The 16,742-nt window shown below is 69.6% G+C and carries 20 protein-coding genes and 1 pseudogene; 12 read left to right on the top strand and 9 right to left on the bottom strand.

What is annotated here, in order from left to right; translation table 11 throughout:
- The 4 genes and pseudogenes from ASF52_RS09365 to ASF52_RS23460 form a co-directional block, all read left to right on the top strand.
- The coding region (locus ASF52_RS09365; RefSeq protein WP_210166785.1) for a sugar transferase at positions 1-580 on the top strand (580 nt) is incomplete at both ends.
- A gap of 1 nt (position 581) precedes the next feature.
- Positions 582-778 (top strand): annotated as a pseudogene (locus ASF52_RS21955) (sugar transferase); the annotation flags it as partial.
- Between the two features lie 182 nt (positions 779-960).
- Positions 961-1,281 (top strand): hypothetical protein, encoded by a 321-nt coding sequence (locus ASF52_RS09370; protein ID WP_056171144.1) that lies wholly within the window; start codon positions 961-963, stop codon positions 1,279-1,281.
- On the top strand, positions 1,278-2,798 hold the full coding sequence (locus ASF52_RS23460; RefSeq protein ID WP_056171147.1) for a methyl-accepting chemotaxis protein: 1,521 nt from the start codon (positions 1,278-1,280) through the stop codon (positions 2,796-2,798). Before ASF52_RS09370 ends, ASF52_RS23460 begins: the two co-directional genes overlap by 4 nt.
- A gap of 39 nt (positions 2,799-2,837) precedes the next feature.
- On the opposite strand, the gene rocF is transcribed toward ASF52_RS23460, so the two are convergent.
- Positions 2,838-3,767, bottom strand: coding sequence for an arginase (gene rocF / locus ASF52_RS09380; RefSeq protein WP_056171150.1), 930 nt, complete (start codon positions 3,765-3,767; stop codon positions 2,838-2,840).
- A gap of 359 nt (positions 3,768-4,126) precedes the next feature.
- On the opposite strand from rocF, the gene ASF52_RS09385 reads away from it, so the two are divergent.
- Positions 4,127-4,771, top strand: a complete 645-nt coding sequence (locus tag ASF52_RS09385) for a response regulator (protein WP_082478997.1) — start codon at positions 4,127-4,129, stop codon at positions 4,769-4,771.
- A gap of 83 nt (positions 4,772-4,854) precedes the next feature.
- Here the strand turns inward: ASF52_RS09385 and ASF52_RS09390 are convergent, their stop codons facing one another.
- The 4 genes from ASF52_RS09390 to ASF52_RS09405 all read right to left on the bottom strand — a co-directional run bounded on the left by ASF52_RS09390 (position 4,855) and on the right by ASF52_RS09405 (position 7,200).
- Positions 4,855-5,064 carry a hypothetical protein gene (locus tag ASF52_RS09390; protein WP_156368951.1) on the bottom strand — a complete coding sequence of 70 codons (210 nt, stop codon included), beginning with the start codon at positions 5,062-5,064 and terminating at the stop codon, positions 4,855-4,857.
- A 46-nt stretch (positions 5,065-5,110) separates the two neighbouring features.
- Positions 5,111-5,830 (bottom strand): acyl-homoserine-lactone synthase, encoded by a 720-nt coding sequence (locus ASF52_RS09395; RefSeq protein WP_056171159.1) that lies wholly within the window; start codon positions 5,828-5,830, stop codon positions 5,111-5,113.
- Between the two features lie 88 nt (positions 5,831-5,918).
- Complete coding sequence (locus ASF52_RS09400) at positions 5,919-6,653, bottom strand: helix-turn-helix transcriptional regulator (protein ID WP_056171160.1); 735 nt, start codon at positions 6,651-6,653, stop codon at positions 5,919-5,921.
- A 127-nt stretch (positions 6,654-6,780) separates the two neighbouring features.
- A complete protein-coding gene (locus tag ASF52_RS09405) occupies positions 6,781-7,200 on the bottom strand; it encodes a hypothetical protein (protein WP_056171163.1) in 420 nt (139 codons plus the stop codon).
- 392 nt (positions 7,201-7,592) lie between these two features.
- Here ASF52_RS09405 and ASF52_RS23055 point away from each other — a divergent pair, with 392 nt between their 5' ends.
- The 7 genes from ASF52_RS23055 to ASF52_RS09435 all read left to right on the top strand — a co-directional run bounded on the left by ASF52_RS23055 (position 7,593) and on the right by ASF52_RS09435 (position 13,681).
- The gene (locus tag ASF52_RS23055; RefSeq protein ID WP_156630029.1) at positions 7,593-7,892 is read left to right on the top strand and encodes a hypothetical protein; all 300 of its coding nucleotides are present in this window, start codon (positions 7,593-7,595) and stop codon (positions 7,890-7,892) included.
- Positions 7,893-7,906: 14 nt separating this feature from the next.
- A complete protein-coding gene (gene sfnG / locus ASF52_RS09410) occupies positions 7,907-9,022 on the top strand; it encodes a dimethylsulfone monooxygenase SfnG (RefSeq protein ID WP_056171165.1) in 1,116 nt (371 codons plus the stop codon).
- A gap of 40 nt (positions 9,023-9,062) precedes the next feature.
- Positions 9,063-10,322 (top strand): SfnB family sulfur acquisition oxidoreductase, encoded by a 1,260-nt coding sequence (locus tag ASF52_RS09415; RefSeq protein WP_056171168.1) that lies wholly within the window; start codon positions 9,063-9,065, stop codon positions 10,320-10,322.
- A 129-nt stretch (positions 10,323-10,451) separates the two neighbouring features.
- The gene (locus ASF52_RS09420) at positions 10,452-11,639 is read left to right on the top strand and encodes an acyl-CoA dehydrogenase family protein (RefSeq protein WP_056171171.1); all 1,188 of its coding nucleotides are present in this window, start codon (positions 10,452-10,454) and stop codon (positions 11,637-11,639) included.
- Positions 11,636-12,232 carry an SAM-dependent methyltransferase gene (locus tag ASF52_RS09425; protein ID WP_056171175.1) on the top strand — a complete coding sequence of 199 codons (597 nt, stop codon included), beginning with the start codon at positions 11,636-11,638 and terminating at the stop codon, positions 12,230-12,232. Before ASF52_RS09420 ends, ASF52_RS09425 begins: the two co-directional genes overlap by 4 nt.
- Complete coding sequence (locus tag ASF52_RS09430) at positions 12,229-12,948, top strand: cytochrome b/b6 domain-containing protein (protein ID WP_056171178.1); 720 nt, start codon at positions 12,229-12,231, stop codon at positions 12,946-12,948. The genes ASF52_RS09425 and ASF52_RS09430 overlap by 4 nt, the downstream gene beginning before the upstream one ends.
- The gene (locus tag ASF52_RS09435; RefSeq protein ID WP_056171180.1) at positions 12,941-13,681 is read left to right on the top strand and encodes a molybdopterin-dependent oxidoreductase; all 741 of its coding nucleotides are present in this window, start codon (positions 12,941-12,943) and stop codon (positions 13,679-13,681) included. Before ASF52_RS09430 ends, ASF52_RS09435 begins: the two co-directional genes overlap by 8 nt.
- Here the strand turns inward: ASF52_RS09435 and chrA are convergent, their stop codons facing one another.
- Genes chrA through ASF52_RS09455 form a run of 4 tightly spaced genes read right to left on the bottom strand, consistent with a single transcriptional unit; the run spans position 13,682 to position 16,712 of the window.
- Positions 13,682-14,875 carry a chromate efflux transporter gene (gene chrA, locus ASF52_RS09440; RefSeq protein WP_056171182.1) on the bottom strand — a complete coding sequence of 398 codons (1,194 nt, stop codon included), beginning with the start codon at positions 14,873-14,875 and terminating at the stop codon, positions 13,682-13,684.
- Between the two features lie 34 nt (positions 14,876-14,909).
- On the bottom strand, positions 14,910-15,539 hold the full coding sequence (gene ureG, locus ASF52_RS09445; protein ID WP_056171186.1) for an urease accessory protein UreG: 630 nt from the start codon (positions 15,537-15,539) through the stop codon (positions 14,910-14,912).
- 11 nt (positions 15,540-15,550) lie between these two features.
- The gene (locus ASF52_RS09450; RefSeq protein ID WP_082515263.1) at positions 15,551-16,291 is read right to left on the bottom strand and encodes an urease accessory protein UreF; all 741 of its coding nucleotides are present in this window, start codon (positions 16,289-16,291) and stop codon (positions 15,551-15,553) included.
- Positions 16,218-16,712, bottom strand: a complete 495-nt coding sequence (locus ASF52_RS09455) for an urease accessory protein UreE (RefSeq protein WP_056171192.1) — start codon at positions 16,710-16,712, stop codon at positions 16,218-16,220. Before ASF52_RS09455 ends, ASF52_RS09450 begins: the two co-directional genes overlap by 74 nt.
- Positions 16,713-16,742 lie beyond the last annotated feature (30 nt).

Below are 16,742 nucleotides of genomic sequence, written 5' to 3' on the forward strand. Positions count from 1 at the left end.
AACAAGCCGATGGCCGACTGGGACATCATCGCCAAGAGCGTGTTCGACCGCCTCGTCGGTCTCGCCATGCTGGTGGCGCTCAGCCCGGTGATGCTCGGCGTGGCCTTGGCCGTCGCCCTCACCTCGCCCGGTCCGGTCCTGTTCCGGCAGAAGCGCTACGGCTTCAACAACGAGGCCATCGAGGTCTACAAGTTCCGCTCGATGTACAACGACAAGGCCGACGTCGCCGCGAGCCGGCAGGTGACCCGGGGCGACCCGCGGGTGACGCCGGTGGGCCGCTTCATCCGCCGGACGTCCCTGGACGAGTTGCCGCAGCTGTTCAACGTGATCAAGGGTGAGTTGTCCCTCGTCGGGCCGCGGCCCCACGCCCTGCAGGGTCACGTCTCGAACACGCTCTACGATCAGGTGGTGGACGGTTATTTCGCCCGCCACAAGGTCAAGCCGGGGATCACCGGCTGGGCGCAGGTCAACGGCTGGCGTGGCGAGACCGACACCAGCGACAAGATCCAGCGCCGGGTCGAACACGACCTGCACTATATCGGCATCGTACACGAGGGTGTCGGTTCCGGCACCGCCGTAGNCCCGCCACAAGGTCAAGCCGGGGATCACCGGCTGGGCGCAGGTCAACGGCTGGCGTGGCGAGACCGACACCAGCGACAAGATCCAGCGCCGGGTCGAACACGACCTGCACTATATCGAAAACTGGTCGGTCCTGTTCGACATCAAGATCATGCTCGCGACACCGATGTCTTTGATCAGCACCAAAAATGCTTATTGAGCCCACCGTTCGACACAAATAGATCCACCATTTCCGGCATCGCGTGAGCCGGCAACAACCAATCTTCAGCCTCACCTGAACCGATCACCATTGGTGAAACTCAAGTGATAGGCCGTCCGGCAACGCGCTTACTCAAGCAGCGTTAAGAGCTTCTTCAAAGGAAGCAGGCCTATTCATTGTTCATGGCGCTCCTGTCCGACCTGCTCGTCCCCTTCGCAATGGCCATCGGAATCCCGCTCCTGATCGTGGGTGCGCCCGAGGCCGGCCGCCCCGTTTTGGTAATCGCTCCGCCCTGGTCGAACGCCATCCGGCTCCTCGAACTCATCAGAGAGGCAGACGGCCGCGTGCTGCGCGAGGCCGGGATGGCCGGGATGGCGGTTGCCGTGTCGGAGCACGCGGACTTCCCGCAGCGCCTGCGCGCGGCCGGGGCCTGGGTCGTCGTCAACGCCAGCAGCGTCTCGGGTTGTCCGACGACGCGTGAACCCTTCGGTAATGCCCCATGACGCTGCACCCGGTTCCACCACGGGCCTCCACACTGGACAAGATCCGGACCACGTCCGGCAAGACGATCGTGGCGCTCCTTTGGGTCAATGTCGCCCTCGTCATCGGGCTCAACGCGTGGCAAGGCAGCCTGCCGAACGCGGCGGCGGCGGGGGCCGCCCTCGCCCTCGCGCTTCCGCCGACCATTCTGAGCACGCGCAGCCTCATCGGGGCACGAACCCGGATCGCTTCCAGCATGGCGCTCGCCGGCCTCGTCGCGGTTCTCGTGGCGATCCTCCACCGCGAGGGCGGCGGGCGCTCGCTCCAGCTCGACGTGCACATGTACTTCTTCGCCTGCCTCGCCATCGTCGCCGCCTGGCTCGATTGGAAGGCCCTGGTGGCCTACGCCGCCGTTGTCGCCGTGCACCATCTCGGGCTCTCCCTGATCGTGCCGAGCTTCGTCTTCCCGGATGGCGCGGGGATCGACCGGGTCCTCCTCCATGCCGTCATCCTGATCGCCCAGACCGGTGTCCTCGTCTGGCTGGTGGCGAGCCTCCAGGCCGGGGCCGCAGCGAGCGATGCCCTGCAGCAGAGCGTGGCCGACCGGGACGCCGCCGAGACCCTGAAGGCTCGGGCCATGGCTCAAATCGAGGCCAGGGTCGAGGCCGAGCGGGCCCGGATGCTCGCCGTCGAGGCTCAGGTCCAGGCGTTCCAGGGGATAGTGGGCCGTGCCGTGGGGACCATCGGCCAGACCCTCGGAACCATGGAGGGCAGCGCTGGCCGCCTCATGCGGTTCGCCCAGGAGACGACGCACACCACGGACGGCGCGACGGCGAGTTCGCGGCACGCCGGTCGCAACATCCATCAGATCGCGCAGACCTGCCTCGGTCTCACGGCGGCGGCCGACGAGATCGCCGGGCACCTCGCGGCCACCGACACCGTCACCCGTGCCGCCGCCGACGAGGCGCGCCAGACCGGCGAGACCATCGGCGCTCTCACCGTCTCCGTCGAGCGGATCGGCTCGGTGATCACGGCGATCCGGCAGGTGGCCGAGCAGACCAACCTGCTCGCCCTCAACGCCACCATCGAGGCCGCGCGCGCCGGCCCGGCCGGCCGGGGCTTCGCCGTAGTCGCGGCGGAGGTGAAGACGCTGGCCGGCCAGACCGCCCGGGCGACGGAAGAGATCGCGGCCCAGATCCGCGACGTCGAGGGAGCGACGCAGACCTCCATCGCCTTCATGCGCGGCTTCGCGGCGCGGATCGCCGATGTCGAACGCACGACTTCGGCGATGTTTGAGGCCATCGAGCGCCAGCGCGCGGCGACGCGGGCCATGGACGCCAATGTCGGTGCCGCCGTAGAGGACGCGCAATCGGCCACCACCCAGGTGACCGCCGTCGCGGCCGCCCTCGGAACGACCACGGCCGTGGCCGACGAGGTCCAGACCTCGACACGGGCCGTGCGCGATCAGGTCGTCCTTCTGGAAGATGTCACGGCCGCGTTTCTCCGCGACCTTCACGCCGAATCGGCCCAGGCGGCCTGATCCACACCCCCTCGCAATCAAGCGCCTTCAGGCCTTCCATCAGAAACTCGGGGTCGGCCGGTCGAGGACCCGGCGGCCCATGAGACTGGCGGCGAGATCCGACATGAGCAGGGCGGTGCGGCCGCGCTCGTCGAGGAACGGGTTGAGTTCGACCAGATCGAGGCCGCGCACGAGGCCACTGTCGTGCAGCATCTCCATGGCGAGATGCGCCTCGCGGAACGTGGCGCCGCCCGGCACCGTGGTGCCCACCCCCGGCGCGATGCCGGGCTCGAGGAAATCGACGTCGAGGCTCACGTGCAGGAGACCGCCGGCGCCCGACACCCGGTCGAGAAAACCCGCCAGCAGCACGCCGATGCCGTTCTCGTCGATGGCGCGCATGTCGTGGACGCGGATGCCCGCCGTGGCCAGCGCCGCGCGCTCCGCCGGATCGACGCTGCGCAGGCCGATCATGCAGACGTGGCGCGGATCGACGGGTGCGCCCAGCGGCGGCAGGTAACCTTCGAAGCCCGAAGCCCCCGTGGCGTAGGCCATGGGCACCCCGTGGAGGTTGCCGCTCGTGGTGGTGTCGAGGGTATGCAGGTCCGGGTGAGCGTCGAGCCACAGCACGAAGAGCGGGCGCCCTTCGCGGGCCGCCCGCCGGCTCATGCCCGCGACGGTCCCCGCCGACAGGCTGTGGTCGCCGCCGAGAAAGATCGGCACCCCCGCGCCCGCTGCGTCGTCGGCGGCCCCCGTGAGGGCGGCGGTCCAGGCTGCGACCTCGGCGAGACCGTGGACGGCCGGGTTGGGGTGGCACGGGACGGAGACGGGCGAGGGCGCGAGATTGCCGCGATCCTCGACGGCGAGGCCGAGGGCGGCGAGCGCAGGCCCGAGGCCGGCCGCCCGGTAGGCGCTCGGTCCCATATCGCAGCCGAGACGCCGTGTGCCCGCCTGCACGGGCGCGCCGATGAGGATGCAGCGTCGGCTGTCCATGGGTCTGATCGCCTTCCCGTTCCGGTCCCGCATGGAGCCGCGAGGTGACGATCCGAAGACGGTTCGCGGCTGCCGGGAGGTGTTGGGGACGGGATCTGCAAAACCGGTGCCCGGCCTCGCGAGGGATCCCGACGCGCAGCACGGCCAGTCGCTTCCCGGTCGTGGGCCGGGGGAACGTTGGCCCGATGGCGCAATCCTGCTTAGGTGCAGACGAAGCCCAGGTGGGGACGGAGCCTGGGTCCCGTTCGACACCACGGCCGCACCGTGCTCCCCTGGCGCCACCGCCGCACGGGAAGGCTGGACGGGAAGCGGTCGGTGTGAACCATCGCAGGATCGTTCCGACCCAAGGTGAGCGCGCCATGCATCTCCTCATCGTCGACGACCACCCGCTGTTTCGCGAGGCCTTGGCCAGCACGCTCGCCCTCGCCTATCCGGGGGCGGTGCTCCACGAGGCGGACGGGATTGCCGGCGCCTGCGCCACCCTGGGGCGCGAGCGAGCCATCGAGCTCGTTCTCCTCGACCTGTCGATGCAGGGCGTGCAGGGTTTCGACGGCCTCGCCACCATCCGGGCGCAGTTCGCCCGCGTGCCGATCCTCGTGGTGTCGGGCCTCGACGATCCGCGCATCATGCGCGACGCCATCCATCACGGCGCGGCCGGCTTCGTCCCCAAGGCGGTGGACAAGGCGACCCTCACGCGGGCGATCGCGGACGTCCTGGCGGGCGGCCTCTCCCTGCCGCCCGCCCTGGCCGGCGCCGCGAATCGGCCCGAGCGGACGCAACTCGCAGAGCGCGTCGCCCGGCTCACGCCCCAGCAGATGCGAGTGCTCGGCATGATCCGCCAGGGCAAGCTCAACAAGCAGATCGCCCATGCCCTCCAGGTCGGCGATTCCACCGTGAAGGCGCATGTCACGGAGATCCTGCGCAAGCTCGAAGTGGGCAGCCGGACCCAGATCGTCATCGAGACGGCCGGGCTCGATTTCGACCATATTCGGACACGGTCCTGAAGTCCGGCCGGGGGCCGCCCGCGCAGGGCGCGTCACGCCTGCGGATCGGCGGCCCACCCGCAAGCGTGGTCATGTGCCCACCTTCATTCGCCCTCCAGGCGCGCCAGGCGGCGGCCGAGCTCGAACAGGAGCGTATCGGTCAGGGTGCGCAGAAGCGGATCGGCGATCCGGTCCACGGATTCCCGCAGTTGGATGGCGTGATCGACGGCGCGGTAGACGAGCTCGACCTCGAGATCCGGGATGTCCTGATCGGAACGGGCGCGAAGGGGCATTTCGTGGGGGAAGGTCGGCATCGTGGTACTCTGGCAACAGGCGGGAAAGGGCGTTGTGGCGATCCGCTCACGGCATCGGGCGGCGGGAGGACCGCGCGGCCGGCCGCGGACTGTCGGGGGCGGGCATCCGCAGCACCGATCCGGGCAGGCCGAACACCCGTCGACAGGTGGCCACGGTCTCCGGGGTCAGGCGTGCGTAGATCGGTAGCAGGAGCGAATCGCCGTAGGGGCAGGGCAGGGCGAGGGGCTCCACGTCCCAGCCCATCTCCATGAGGCGCGTCACCAGCACCGGGTGGGTCTGGACCAGGAGCCCTTCGAGGCCGAAATGTTCGGCGGCCTCGGCCACGGCGGTGAAGGAGGCACCCGAGACGGCATCCACGCCCTTGGCGCTTTCGCGCTTGGCCGGAGCCACGGCGCAGCGCGTCCATTCGTAGATGCGCGGCCCCGACGGCGCCGACGCGCCCTTGAGGAGTTCCGGATAAAGGTGGGTCTGCAGGTGCGGTCGGGTGGTGGGCAACAGGCGCGAATAGGAGACGATGACTTCGCTCGCCTGACCGGCCGTCTGTTGACCGGCCAATTCTTGATCGGCCGTTTGTCGGCCGACCGGTTCTTGGCCGACGACGTGCAGGCAGTCAGGCCCGTCGAACTGGTCGCGCTCGCGGCCGTCCGGCTTGCGGCAGGCCTCCCACTTGAGGTGATCGACGAAAAAATCGTGCCGGAAGCGATAGATCCGATCCATGAGGACGGGATTCCGCGCCTCGACGTCGCCGCTCAGAACCTTCAACATGCCCGATCTCCCTGCGATGCAGGGAGTTCTGGCCAAGCTTGGGTCGATCAGGCATCCGTAGATCTACGGAGGATCGCGGCGACTGGAATCAGCTTATGATGCCCCGCCGCAAGGCTTCGGCGACGCTCTGGACGCGACTGGCTGCGTTGAGCTTGCGCGCCGCGGCCGCGAGGTGATGCTCCACCGTGCGTGCGGAGATCGACAGGATCACGGAGGTCTCCCAGGCGGTCTTGCCGGCGGCGGCCCATTTCAGGCACTCGACCTCTCGGTCGGTCAGCCCCGCGAAAGCCCGATCCGCCGCATCGTCGTCCTGCATCCGGCGCGCGATCGCCTTGGCCCGGGACATGGCGTAGATCGCCACGAGGTGCAGGCCGGCGCGGGCATCATCCGACAGCCGCACCTGCGTACCGCCGAAGCTGACCCCGGCCTCGCCGCCGTCGAGTTCGTGGAAGGGGACGCAGAAGCCCTCCCTGAGGCCGTACTCCCGTGCCTCGTTCATCACGGTGAGGCCGTGCCCGTCGCCACGGGTCGCCGCCTCCTGCCACAGGAACGGCTCCGTCGTCGCCCGGATGTAGCGGATGACCGGGTCCCGATGGAGGTGGTTCCGCTCCTGGTAACGCTGCGCCCAGCCGACCGGCCAGCCCGAAATCAGCGAACAGTCGGACAGGTTCTCGTTCGGTGACTGCGGCAGGCCGCCGATGAGGAACGCGTCGTAGCCGAAGATCGCCCCCGTGCGGCGCAACTCCGCATAGACTGCCCGCTGAGTCCCCGCCGATCGCAGCCGATGGATAATGTCGAACGCGGTCTGACGAACATCGTGCACAAGCGTTACTCGGCGAATTCCTCCTGCGATTGTAACAGGATCGATGGTTTGTGAAAGGTTGAAGGCGTGAGGTAGCCGCCCGACGCATCACCCGGTGGGTCGCACCGTGCCCGCGAAGGGCGCAGCCTCAAGCAGCCCGGCGTACGGCGGTCCGGCCCGGTTCCGGCGACCGGGGCAGATCGGCGATGAGACGCACGAGCTGATGCGCATGATAGGGCGTGCGCAGACAGGGTGCCCCCGCCACGATGGCGTCGGGCAGGGTGCGCGGCGAGCGCGTGGTGTAGATCACTCCGACGGCGGGATCGAGGCAGCGGGCGACGGCCCCGAGGGATACGCCCTCGACGGCGTCGCGCACGTCGGCATCGGTCACCAGGACATCGACCCGGCGCAGGACGGTCTGACTCAGGAGCAGCGCTTCGACCTCGCCGGCTGTGCGGGCGCTGAGGACATCGTAGCCGGAGGCTTCCAGGCAACTCGTGGTGATCGAACGGGTCAACTCGTCGCCGGCCAGCAGCACGACGAGGGGCGGAAGGGACGCACGAGCCATGGCGATGATCCTGCCTGCCGGTCCGGATGCGATGTGCAGCCGATCAAGAAACGATCCACCCAATCTGGCCATCGAATCGTTAACGCCCTCTTAAACGTCCGGCTTATTCTGACAATCCGCGTCGTATTGCAGATCGGTACATTGCCTTTAATTTACGTAATCTGCTCACGAGGCGACCACCGAACTGCCCAATAGAGAAGCGCAGTCGGATCGATGGTGGAAAACCGCTCATGGCGCGCAATGGGCACTTCGCTCTGGCCCCTGCGGATCTGTCGGCCGAAGCGATGCGGCGGCGGCCGGACATACGCCCTGCAATAGCCCCCTCCTTCGTGACTCCGGAATTCCGCCCCGCCCCCCCTTAAGGCGGCAACGCCGCGCGAACGAGGGGAATCTTGCGCGCCGCGAAGCATCGCCCTCCCGTCCGAGGAAAGCCCGGTGCTGCCGGACAGAGAACCGATCGCGTGGTCGAACATGCGAATGGGAGAAGGCTGTTTTCCATCGGCGCCGCAAAAAGCCATTTGCTTCCTTTGACGCAGACCTATTACGGGCCGATACTTCAAATCGATCGAGAATGCGCCGCAAATATTTGTGGGCCGCCTGATATTTCGACCAACTTTGCTGCTGCATCTCCAGCATTCGCGAAGTTCGTTGCTCCATGTCCGGCGCTCGGCGCCGGACGTATCCCCTTTTGAATGTGGATCCTCCCATGAGCCTTCGACCACCTGCCGACGCGACGGATGCCCCGATCCGGTTCGCCTACTGGGTGCCCAATGTCTCGGGCGGCCTCGTCATCAGCAAGATTCCCCAACGCACGAGCTGGGACGCGCCCTACAACCGGCGCCTGGCACAGATCGCCGAGGAAGCAGGGTTCGACTACGCCCTGACGCAGATCCGCTTCACCGCCGGTTACGGCGCTGAGTACCAGCACGAATCCGTGGCCTTCAGTCATGCGCTGCTCGCCGCCACCACGAAACTGAAGGTGATCGCCGCCCTGTTGCCGGGGCCGTGGAACCCGACGCTGGCCGCCAAGCAGATCGCCACCATCAGCCAGTTGAGCGAGGGGCGCATCGCCATCAACGTGGTCTCGGGCTGGTTCTCGGGCGAGTTCCGCGCCATCGGCGAGCCGTGGCTCGACCACGACGAGCGCTATCGGCGCTCGGAAGAGTTCATTACGGCACTGCGCGGAATCTGGACCCAGGACAGCTTCACGTTCCGGGGCGATTTCTATCGCTACACGAATTACACCCTGAAACCGAAACCCGCCGACCCGCAGCCGGAGATCTTCCAGGGTGGTTCGTCGAGGGCGGCGCGGGACATGGCGGCGCGGGTGTCCGATTGGTACTTCACCAACGGCAACACCCCCGAGGGCATCCGGGCTCAGGTCGACGACATCCAGGCGAAGGCGCGGGCCAACGGCCATTCCGTCAAGGTCGGCGTCAACGCCTTCGTCATCGCCCGCGACACGGAGGAAGAGGCCCGCGCCGTCCTCAAGGAGATCATCGACAACGCCGACCCGGAGGCGGTCAAGGCCTTCGGCCACGAGGCGAAGAACGCCGGCAAGGCTTCGCCGGAAGGGGAGGGGAACTGGGCGAAATCGAGCTTCGAGGACCTCGTCCAGTACAACGACGGCTTCAAGACCAACCTCATCGGTACGCCCGACCAGATCGCCGAGCGCATCGTCGCCCTGAAGGAGGCCGGCGTCGATCTGGCCCTTCTGGCCTTCCTGCATTTCCAGGAGGAGGTCGCGTATTTCGGTGCGCACATCATCCCACGGGTGCGGGCCCTGGAGGCGGAGCGCGGGCGCCGGGCGGAAGCCGCCTGAATCGAACGACCGCCCTTCCGACATCCTCCGGAGAACAGCCATGAACATCGCCGTCAGCGCGAGTGCCATTGAGGCCAACCGCGTGCCCCAGGGAGTCCCCGGCCCCGAGAAGCCGTCGGAGCCCGCCCACATCGTCCGCGACGACGCCGAAGCACTCCGCGTCGCCCACGTCCTGGCGGACGCGTTCCGCACGGAGGCGGCCGAGCGCGACCGCACGGGGCGCCGGCCCTTCGCCGAGCTCGACGCCTTCTCGCAGAGCGGCCTGTGGTCGATCAACGTGCCCAAGGCCCATGGCGGGCCGGGCGTGTCCTACCGGACCCTCGCACAGGTGATCGCCATCGTCTCGGCGGCCGATCCCTCCATCGGCCAGATCGCTCAGAACCATCTCGGCATCGTCGCCGCCATCGACACCGTGTCGGACGACGCGCAGAAGGCCCTGCTGTTCGGCAAGGTGCTGGCCGGCACCCGCTTCGGCAACGCCTTCTCCGAGAGCGGCACGCCGAGGGCCGCCGACTTCAAGACCCATTTCGTCGATCACGGCGACCATGTCATCGTCCACGGTCGCAAGTTCTACGCGACGGGGGCGCTGCTCGCCCACCTCGTGCCCATCGTCGCCGTCGACGACCAGGGACGCCCCTGGTACGCCATCGCCGAGCGCAACGCGCCGGGCCTGTCCGTCATCGACGACTGGTCGAGCTTCGGCCAGCGCACCACGGCGAGCGGCACGGTGATCCTCGAGGGCGTGCGGGTGGAGAAGAGCCACCTCGTGCCGGCGTGGAAGGGCTACGAACGTCCGAGCGCCAACGGGGCGATCTTCCAGGTCATCCAGGCCGCCGTCGATGCCGGCATCGCCCGCGAGGCGCTGGCCGAGACCGTCGCGTTCGTGCGCACGAAATCGCGGCCCTGGATCGACAGCGGCCTGGAGCGGGCCTCGGACGATCCCCACACCATCGCCATCGTCGGCGACCTCACCATCCGCCTGCACGCGGCGGAAGCCCTCCTCGACCGGGCCGGCCTCGCCCTCGACGCGGCGGTGGCCGCCCCCGACGCCGGCAGCGTCGCGGCGGCACAGCTCGCCGTGGCGGAAGCGAAGGTGCTGACCACGGAGGTGGCGCTCGCGGCCACCAACACCCTGTTCGAACTCGCCGGCACCCGCTCGACCCTCGACGAGCACAACCTCGATCGGCACTGGCGCAACGCCCGCACCCACACCCTGCACGACCCGGTACGCTGGAAATACGCCATCGTGGGCAACCACGCCCTCAACGGGGTCGCCCCGCCGTTCCACGCCTGGAGCTGAGACGGAGAGGGCCGCCCGCGCCCGAGCGGTGGACCCGCAGCGAATGCCATCGGGAAAGCCGCATGTTTTGCGGGGGCCGTGACCCTTGGGCGACTGGCGGAAGCTCAGGCCTGTTCCATGTTCCAAGGGATGAACTTCCTCGTCCCCGATCGCATCGAAGCCGGCCCTGCCCGAATCCGCGCCGCCGCCCGCGCGGTTTCGCGGCTCGCCGCCGAGCGGGCGGACGCCCTCGACCGAACCGGCGGATTTCCGGCGCAGGACGTGGCCCATTGCCATGAGGCCGGCCTGCTCGCGGCACCGCTTCCCGTGGCCCTCGGCGGCGCTGGCCTTGATGCGCCCACCATGGCGCCGGTGCTCCTCGACGTCCTCGCGGAAGTCGGCCGCGGTAGCCTCGCCCTCGGGCGGCTCTACGAGGGCCACGTCAACGCCCTGTCGCTGATCCTGCGCTACGCGTCCGAGTCCGTGCTCGCGCGTCTCGCGGCGGATGTCCGCGCCGGGCACCTGTTCGGGGTCTGGAACACCCAGCCCCAGGCCGGCGGCCTCGACCTCGATCCCCATGGGACCGGCCTGCTCGGTGGCGTGAAATCCTTCGCCTCGGGGGCGGGATCGGTGACGCGACCCCTCGTCACCGCGCGGCGGCCCGATGGGCGCCAGCAGATGCTCGTCGTCACCCTGGAGCCCGACACCCGGTCCGACCTGTCGTCGTGGTGCGCCCACGGCATGCGCGCCTCGACCTCGGGGGTGCTCGACTTCTCCGGGCTTCCCGTGGACGGGCAGGCGGCGGTGGGTGAGGCCGACGATTACTTCCGCGAGCCGCATTTTTCCGGTGGCGCCTGGCGCTTCACCGCCGTGCAGCTCGGCGGGATCGAGGCCGTGTTCGATACCGTGCGGGCGCATCTCGTCGCCACCGGGCGCGGTGGCGACCCGCATCAGGCGGCGCGTCTCGGCGAGGCGGCCATCGCCGTGGAGACGGCGCGGCTCTTCGTTAGCCGGGCCGCTGCCCTCGCCAACGACCCCGACGCGGAGCCCGCGCGGGTTATCGCCTACGTCAACCTGACCCGCATGGCCGTGGAGCGCGCCGGCCTCGACGTGCTGGAGCGCGCCCAGCGCTCCGTGGGGCTCGCCGGCTTCCTCCAGACCCACCCCCTGGAGCGTCTCATGCGCGATCTCGCCACCTACCTGCGCCAGCCGGGTCCCGACCGGGCGCTGACCCACGCCGCCGCCCACGTGCTGGCCGACGACCGCCCGGCCGACACCCTCTGGCGCGACCCGCGCGATTCGAACCGCGCGGGTCTCCAGTCCGGTCGCGCCGCATGACCCGACCTACCGAATCCCTCCCGCCCGATTATTTCGACGGCATCTACGCCGGAAACCCGGACCCGTGGGGGTTCACCACCAGCGCCTACGAGGCGGCCAAGTACGACGCCACCCTGGCGGCCCTCTCACGAGACACCTATGGCGAGGCCCTGGAAGTCGGCTGCTCCATCGGCGTGCTGACCCGGCGGCTGGCGGAACGTTGCACCCGGCTCCTGTCCCTCGACGTCGCCGAGACCGCCATCGCGGCGGCCCGTGCCCGCTGCGCCGACAGCCCGCACGTCGCGTTCCTGCGCGCGGCGGTGCCCGACGCGTGGCCGCCCGGCCGGTTCGACCTCATCCTGGTATCGGAGGTGCTGTACTTCTTCACCCGCGCCGACCTCGCCCGCCTCGCCGGACACATGGTGCAGGCGGTGAAGCCCGGTGCCGACATCGTCCTCGTCCACTGGATCGGCGAGACGAACTATCCGCTCAGCGGCGACGACGCCGTCGAGGCGCTCATCGCCGGAACCGCCGGTACCCTGGAGCCGTATCGCCAGACCCGTACGGACCGCTACCGCCTCGATGTGCTGCGGACGATCGGTGCCACGCCATGACCGGCCGGGCGCCTCGGCAGACGGTGTTCCGGCACCGCGCCTGGGTGCGCCTGACCCATTGGGTGAACACGGCTGCGTTCGGCGCGCTCCTGGTGAGCGGCATCGCAATCCTGCTCGCCCTGCCGCGCCTGTTCTGGGGCGAGACCGGCGCCAACGACGCCCCCGCCGCCCTGGTGCTGCCTCTCCCGGTGAACCTCGAGCAGACCGGCTGGGGCCGTAATCTCCACTTCCTCGCCGCCTGGATCCTCGTCGGCAACGGCGGGCTCTACCTGCTCCTCGCGCTCTTCGGCGGACATCTGCGCCGCAACCTGCTGCCGGACCGGGATCAGCTGGCGCCCGACCACCTCGCCCGCGAGATCGCCGACCATGCCCGGCTGCGGCCGGCCACGGGGCGGGAGGCTCTGCGCTACAACGCCCTGCAGAAATTCGCCTATCTGGCCGTGATCCTGGGCTTGTTCCCCCTGATGGTGCTCACCGGCCTCACCATGTCGCCCGGCGTCACGGCGGCGTTCCCCGAGCTTTTCACCCTGTTCGGCGGCCGGCAATCGGCCCGCACCCTGCACTTCGTCTTCGCCAGCCTGCTGGTCCTGTTCCTCCTCGTCCATGTCGGTCAGGTCTTCGTCGGCGGGGCCGTCAACCTCACGCGCTCGATGATCACCGGGCGCTTCGCCGTTCCGCCGGACACGCCAGCCAACCGGGAGACACCCGATGCGTGACTTGTCGCGCCGCCGCCTCCTCACCGGTTCGGGGGCCCTCTTCGGTGCCGGCCTCGTGAGCGGCTGCGATGCGCCGGCCCTGTCGCATCTGGCCACCCCCTACGACTGGAGCAACGGCCTCACCTTCGCGGTCCAGCGCTGGCTGCTCCGGCACCAGCCCCTGGTGCGCGAGTTCGACCGCAGCCAGATCTCGACGGTGTTCCCCACCATCAACACCACCGATCCCGACGACCCCGCCTACAAGCGATCGAGGCAAACTGCGTTCGCCGACTGGAAGCTGCCCGTCACCGGCCTCGTGGAGCGGCCCGGCGCCTTCTCCCTCGCCGACCTCAAGGCGATGCCGTCGCGCACCCAGGTGACCCTGCATTCCTGCGAGCAGGGCTGGTCGGCCATCGGCGAGTGGACCGGCGTACCCCTGGCCCGTCTCCTCGCGCAGGTGGGGCTGAAGCCTGAGGCCCGCTTCATCGTAATCCGCAGCGTCGATGGCTGGTGGGACAGCTACGACCTGTTCGACGCGCTCCACCCGCAGACCATCCTCGCCTACGGCATGAACGGAGGCGACCTGCCGGTGAAGCACGGCGCGCCCCTGCGCCTGCGCGTGGAACGCCAGCTCGGCTACAAGAGCCTCAAGTACATCTCGGCCATCGAGGCGGCCGAGCGCGTCGACGGCTACGGCAAGGGACGCGGCAGCATGGTCGCCGAACTCGGCTTCCCCTGGTACGCGGGTATCTGATCAGCCGCCCGAAGCGAGGCCGCCGAGGGCCGTCAGCCCGACGACGATCCAGGGCGCGACGCCCCCCACCGTCAGGAGCACGAAGGCGGTGGCGGCGAGGGCCACATCGCGGGCGCTGCCGATGGCGCCCGTCCAGACCGGATCGTAGAGGGCGGCGGCGAGCAGCCCGACCACGGCGGCGTTGCCCCCGCGCAGGGCCGCCTGGGCCAGGGGCTTCCTGCGGAGTTCGTCCCAGAAGGGCAGGGCGCCGGTGACGAGGAGGAGGCCGGGCAGGAAGATCGCCGCGAGTGCCAGGGCAGCGCCCGGAAATCCGTTCGGCGGCGGCTTCAGGGCGGCACCCAGATAGGCCGCGAAGGTGAAGAGGGGCCCCGGCACGGCCTGCGCCGCGCCGTAGCCGGCGAGGAACGCGTCGGCGCCGATCCAGCCCGGATCGACGGTGCCGGCCCGCAGGAGCGGCAGCACCACGTGGCCGCCGCCGAAGACGAGGGCTCCGGCCCGGTAGAACGCATCGACCACGGCGATGCCCTGCGAGGGCAGCCAGGTCGCCAGGATCGGCAAGCCGACGAGCAGCCCCAGAAACAGCGTCAGCGCCACGGTCCCCGTCCGCCGGGACAGGGGAACGGAGAGGTGTCCGACCGGAGTGGGAGCCATCGCCCGGCACAGGACGAGGCCGGCGACGGCGCCGAACCCGATCGCACCGACCTGACCGAACGCCGTCGGGGCCAGCACCGCGAGCCAGAGCGCGCCGAGTGCGATCCCGGCACGCATGGGGTCCGGCGCCAGGGTTCTGGCCATGCCCCAGACGGCCTGGGCCACGACCGCCACGGCGACGAGCTTGAGGCCGTGCAGGAGGCCAGCCAGCATGGGGCCGCCCGATCCGGCGCCGTAGGCGATTCCGACGAGGATCAGGGCGGACGGCAGGGTGAAGCCCGCAAAGGCCGCGAGCCCGCCCCACAGGCTCCCCGCCCGAAGGATTCCAAGGGCGAACCCGACCTGGCTCGAGGCGGGACCGGGGAGGAACTGGCACAGGGCGACGAGGTCGGCGTAGGCCGCTTCGTCGATCCAGCGCCGCCGCGCCACGAAGGCCTCGCGAAAGTAGCCGAGATGGGCGACGGGGCCGCCGAAGGCCGTGAGGCCGAGCTTCAGGAAGGCAACGAAGACTTCCCGGACGGAGCCTGCTGGGGAGTCAGGCAAGAGCGCCGCAGGCTCAGGCAAGCCCGCCGCAGGCTCAGGCAAGCCCGCCGGCCTCGACGATGAACCGGGCGACGGTGTCGGCACCGTGGCCGTCGCGGAGCGAGGCGAACACGTAGGGGCGCGTCCCCCGCATCCGCTTGGTGTCGGCCTCCATCACGCCGAGGTCGGCGCCGACCAGGGGCGCGAGGTCGGTCTTGTTGACGATGAGGAGATCGGAGCGGGTGATGCCGGGGCCGCCCTTGCGCGGGATCTTCTCGCCCCCGGCGACGTCGATGACGTAGAGGGTGAGGTCGGCGAGGTCCGGCGAGAAGGTGGCGGCGAGGTTGTCGCCACCCGATTCGATGAGGATCAGGTCGAGCTTCGGGAAGCGCCGGCGCATCTCGGCCACGGCCGCGAGGTTGATGGACGCGTCCTCGCGGATCGCCGTGTGCGGGCAGCCGCCGGTCTCGACCCCCATGATCCGCTCCTCGGGCAACGCGCCCGCCACCGTGAGGATGCGGGCATCCTCCTTGGTGTAGATGTCATTGGTGATGGCGCAGATGTCATAGGTGTCGCGGAAGCGCTTGCAGAGCTGCTCCATCAGGGCGGTCTTGCCGGAGCCGACGGGGCCGCCGATGCCGACGCGCAAAGGACCGTTGGGAGAGCGGCCGTTGGGAGAGGTCATCGCTGGGTCTTTCACGAACGGAAAATCCGAGAGTACTGGGTTTCGTGCCGGAACGAGCCGAGATCGAGGGCCAGGGTGGCGCTGCCGAGGTCGTCCAGGGTGAGGTCCGGGACGGTGGCCGCGAGCGCCACCACGCGCGGCGTCAGGGCCGCGATCACCCGCGTGCCGGCGCTCTGGCCGATGGGCGCGCAGCGCAGGGCCGCCGAGACGAGGTTCTGTAGGAAAGCGAGGCCGAAGGCGGCCAGCGTCGGGGGCAGGGCCATGCCGTGGGCGCCGGCCGCGACGCCGACCGCCACGGGATAAGCCACCGGGCCGGGCAGGGTCTCGGCGAGGCGGATGAGGACAGGGGTCGGCCAGGCCGCCAGGGTGGCGTCGAGGAAGCTGCGGCCCTGCTGGCTCGTCTCGAGGTGAAGCTCGCGCGATGGGGCCAGCGCCAGGGCGAGGTCGTTGAGGTCTGCCAACGCCACAGAGTCTTCCACCAGAGACGCGCCATGGGCGTGCACTACGAGGATGAGGTCGTTGCGGCCTGACCCCAGTTCGAGCACGTCGGCGAGCCAGTCCACGAGGGAAGCTTCCCCGGACACGTCTCCGGCGTCCACGACCGCTTCGAGCCCGTGCGAATAGGCATAGGCCCCCACGGGATAGCCCGGCGACAGCCACGCCATCAGGCGCAGGGCGTCAATCATGGGTGTGCGAATGACCGTGATCGTGGGGATGGCCGTGGTGATGGTGCCCGGCGGCCTCGCCCGCATAGGCGCCCCCCTCGGGGCGGAACGGACGCTCCACCGCCTCGGCGGTGCCCCCTAAGCCCCTCACCATCTCGGCGAGGACGTGATCGTGGGCGATGTAGACCGCATCCGGGGCGATCTCGGCCGGGATATGGCGGTTGCCGATATGCCAGATCAGCCGCTTGAGGGCGTGGTCGTCGGCGGCCCGGATCGCCAGCAGGCGTTCCGGCGCGGCCTCGACCCAGACGAGGCGCCCGTCCTCCAGCACCAGGGCGTCGCCGTCGTCGAGCACCGTCGGTTCGGCGAGATCGAGAAGGAACGCCACACCGCCCACCCCCCGCATGGCCATGCGGCGGCGGTGGCGGTCGCCGTGGTCGAGGACGATGCGGTCGACGATCTCACCCACGAGGGCGTCGCGGCGCAGGACATGGGTGGCGCGGATCATGGAAAGGGAACCCGTTTGGGGACGCGTCCG

It is taken from the genome of Methylobacterium sp. Leaf112 (genome assembly GCF_001423295.1).
Classification (GTDB): domain Bacteria; phylum Pseudomonadota; class Alphaproteobacteria; order Rhizobiales; family Beijerinckiaceae; genus Methylobacterium.

Bases quoted from the DNA above. Each gene is read 5' to 3' on its own strand.
- ASF52_RS09370 (WP_056171144.1), top strand. From the start codon at position 961: ATGGCGCTCCTGTCCGACCTGCTCGTCCCCTTCGCAATGGCCATCGGA.
- ASF52_RS23460 (WP_056171147.1), top strand. From the start codon at position 1,278: ATGACGCTGCACCCGGTTCCACCACGGGCCTCCACACTGGACAAGATC.
- rocF (WP_056171150.1), bottom strand. From the start codon at position 3,767: ATGGACAGCCGACGCTGCATCCTCATCGGCGCGCCCGTGCAGGCGGGC.
- ASF52_RS09385 (WP_082478997.1), top strand. From the start codon at position 4,127: ATGCATCTCCTCATCGTCGACGACCACCCGCTGTTTCGCGAGGCCTTG.
- ASF52_RS09390 (WP_156368951.1), bottom strand. From the start codon at position 5,064: ATGCCGACCTTCCCCCACGAAATGCCCCTTCGCGCCCGTTCCGATCAG.
- ASF52_RS09395 (WP_056171159.1), bottom strand. From the start codon at position 5,830: ATGTTGAAGGTTCTGAGCGGCGACGTCGAGGCGCGGAATCCCGTCCTC.
- ASF52_RS09405 (WP_056171163.1), bottom strand. From the start codon at position 7,200: ATGGCTCGTGCGTCCCTTCCGCCCCTCGTCGTGCTGCTGGCCGGCGAC.
- sfnG (WP_056171165.1), top strand. From the start codon at position 7,907: ATGAGCCTTCGACCACCTGCCGACGCGACGGATGCCCCGATCCGGTTC.
- ASF52_RS09415 (WP_056171168.1), top strand. From the start codon at position 9,063: ATGAACATCGCCGTCAGCGCGAGTGCCATTGAGGCCAACCGCGTGCCC.
- ASF52_RS09420 (WP_056171171.1), top strand. From the start codon at position 10,452: ATGAACTTCCTCGTCCCCGATCGCATCGAAGCCGGCCCTGCCCGAATC.
- ASF52_RS09425 (WP_056171175.1), top strand. From the start codon at position 11,636: ATGACCCGACCTACCGAATCCCTCCCGCCCGATTATTTCGACGGCATC.
- ASF52_RS09430 (WP_056171178.1), top strand. From the start codon at position 12,229: ATGACCGGCCGGGCGCCTCGGCAGACGGTGTTCCGGCACCGCGCCTGG.
- ASF52_RS09435 (WP_056171180.1), top strand. From the start codon at position 12,941: ATGCGTGACTTGTCGCGCCGCCGCCTCCTCACCGGTTCGGGGGCCCTC.
- ureG (WP_056171186.1), bottom strand. From the start codon at position 15,539: ATGACCTCTCCCAACGGCCGCTCTCCCAACGGTCCTTTGCGCGTCGGC.
- ASF52_RS09450 (WP_082515263.1), bottom strand. From the start codon at position 16,291: ATGCGGGCGAGGCCGCCGGGCACCATCACCACGGCCATCCCCACGATC.
- ASF52_RS09455 (WP_056171192.1), bottom strand. From the start codon at position 16,712: ATGATCCGCGCCACCCATGTCCTGCGCCGCGACGCCCTCGTGGGTGAG.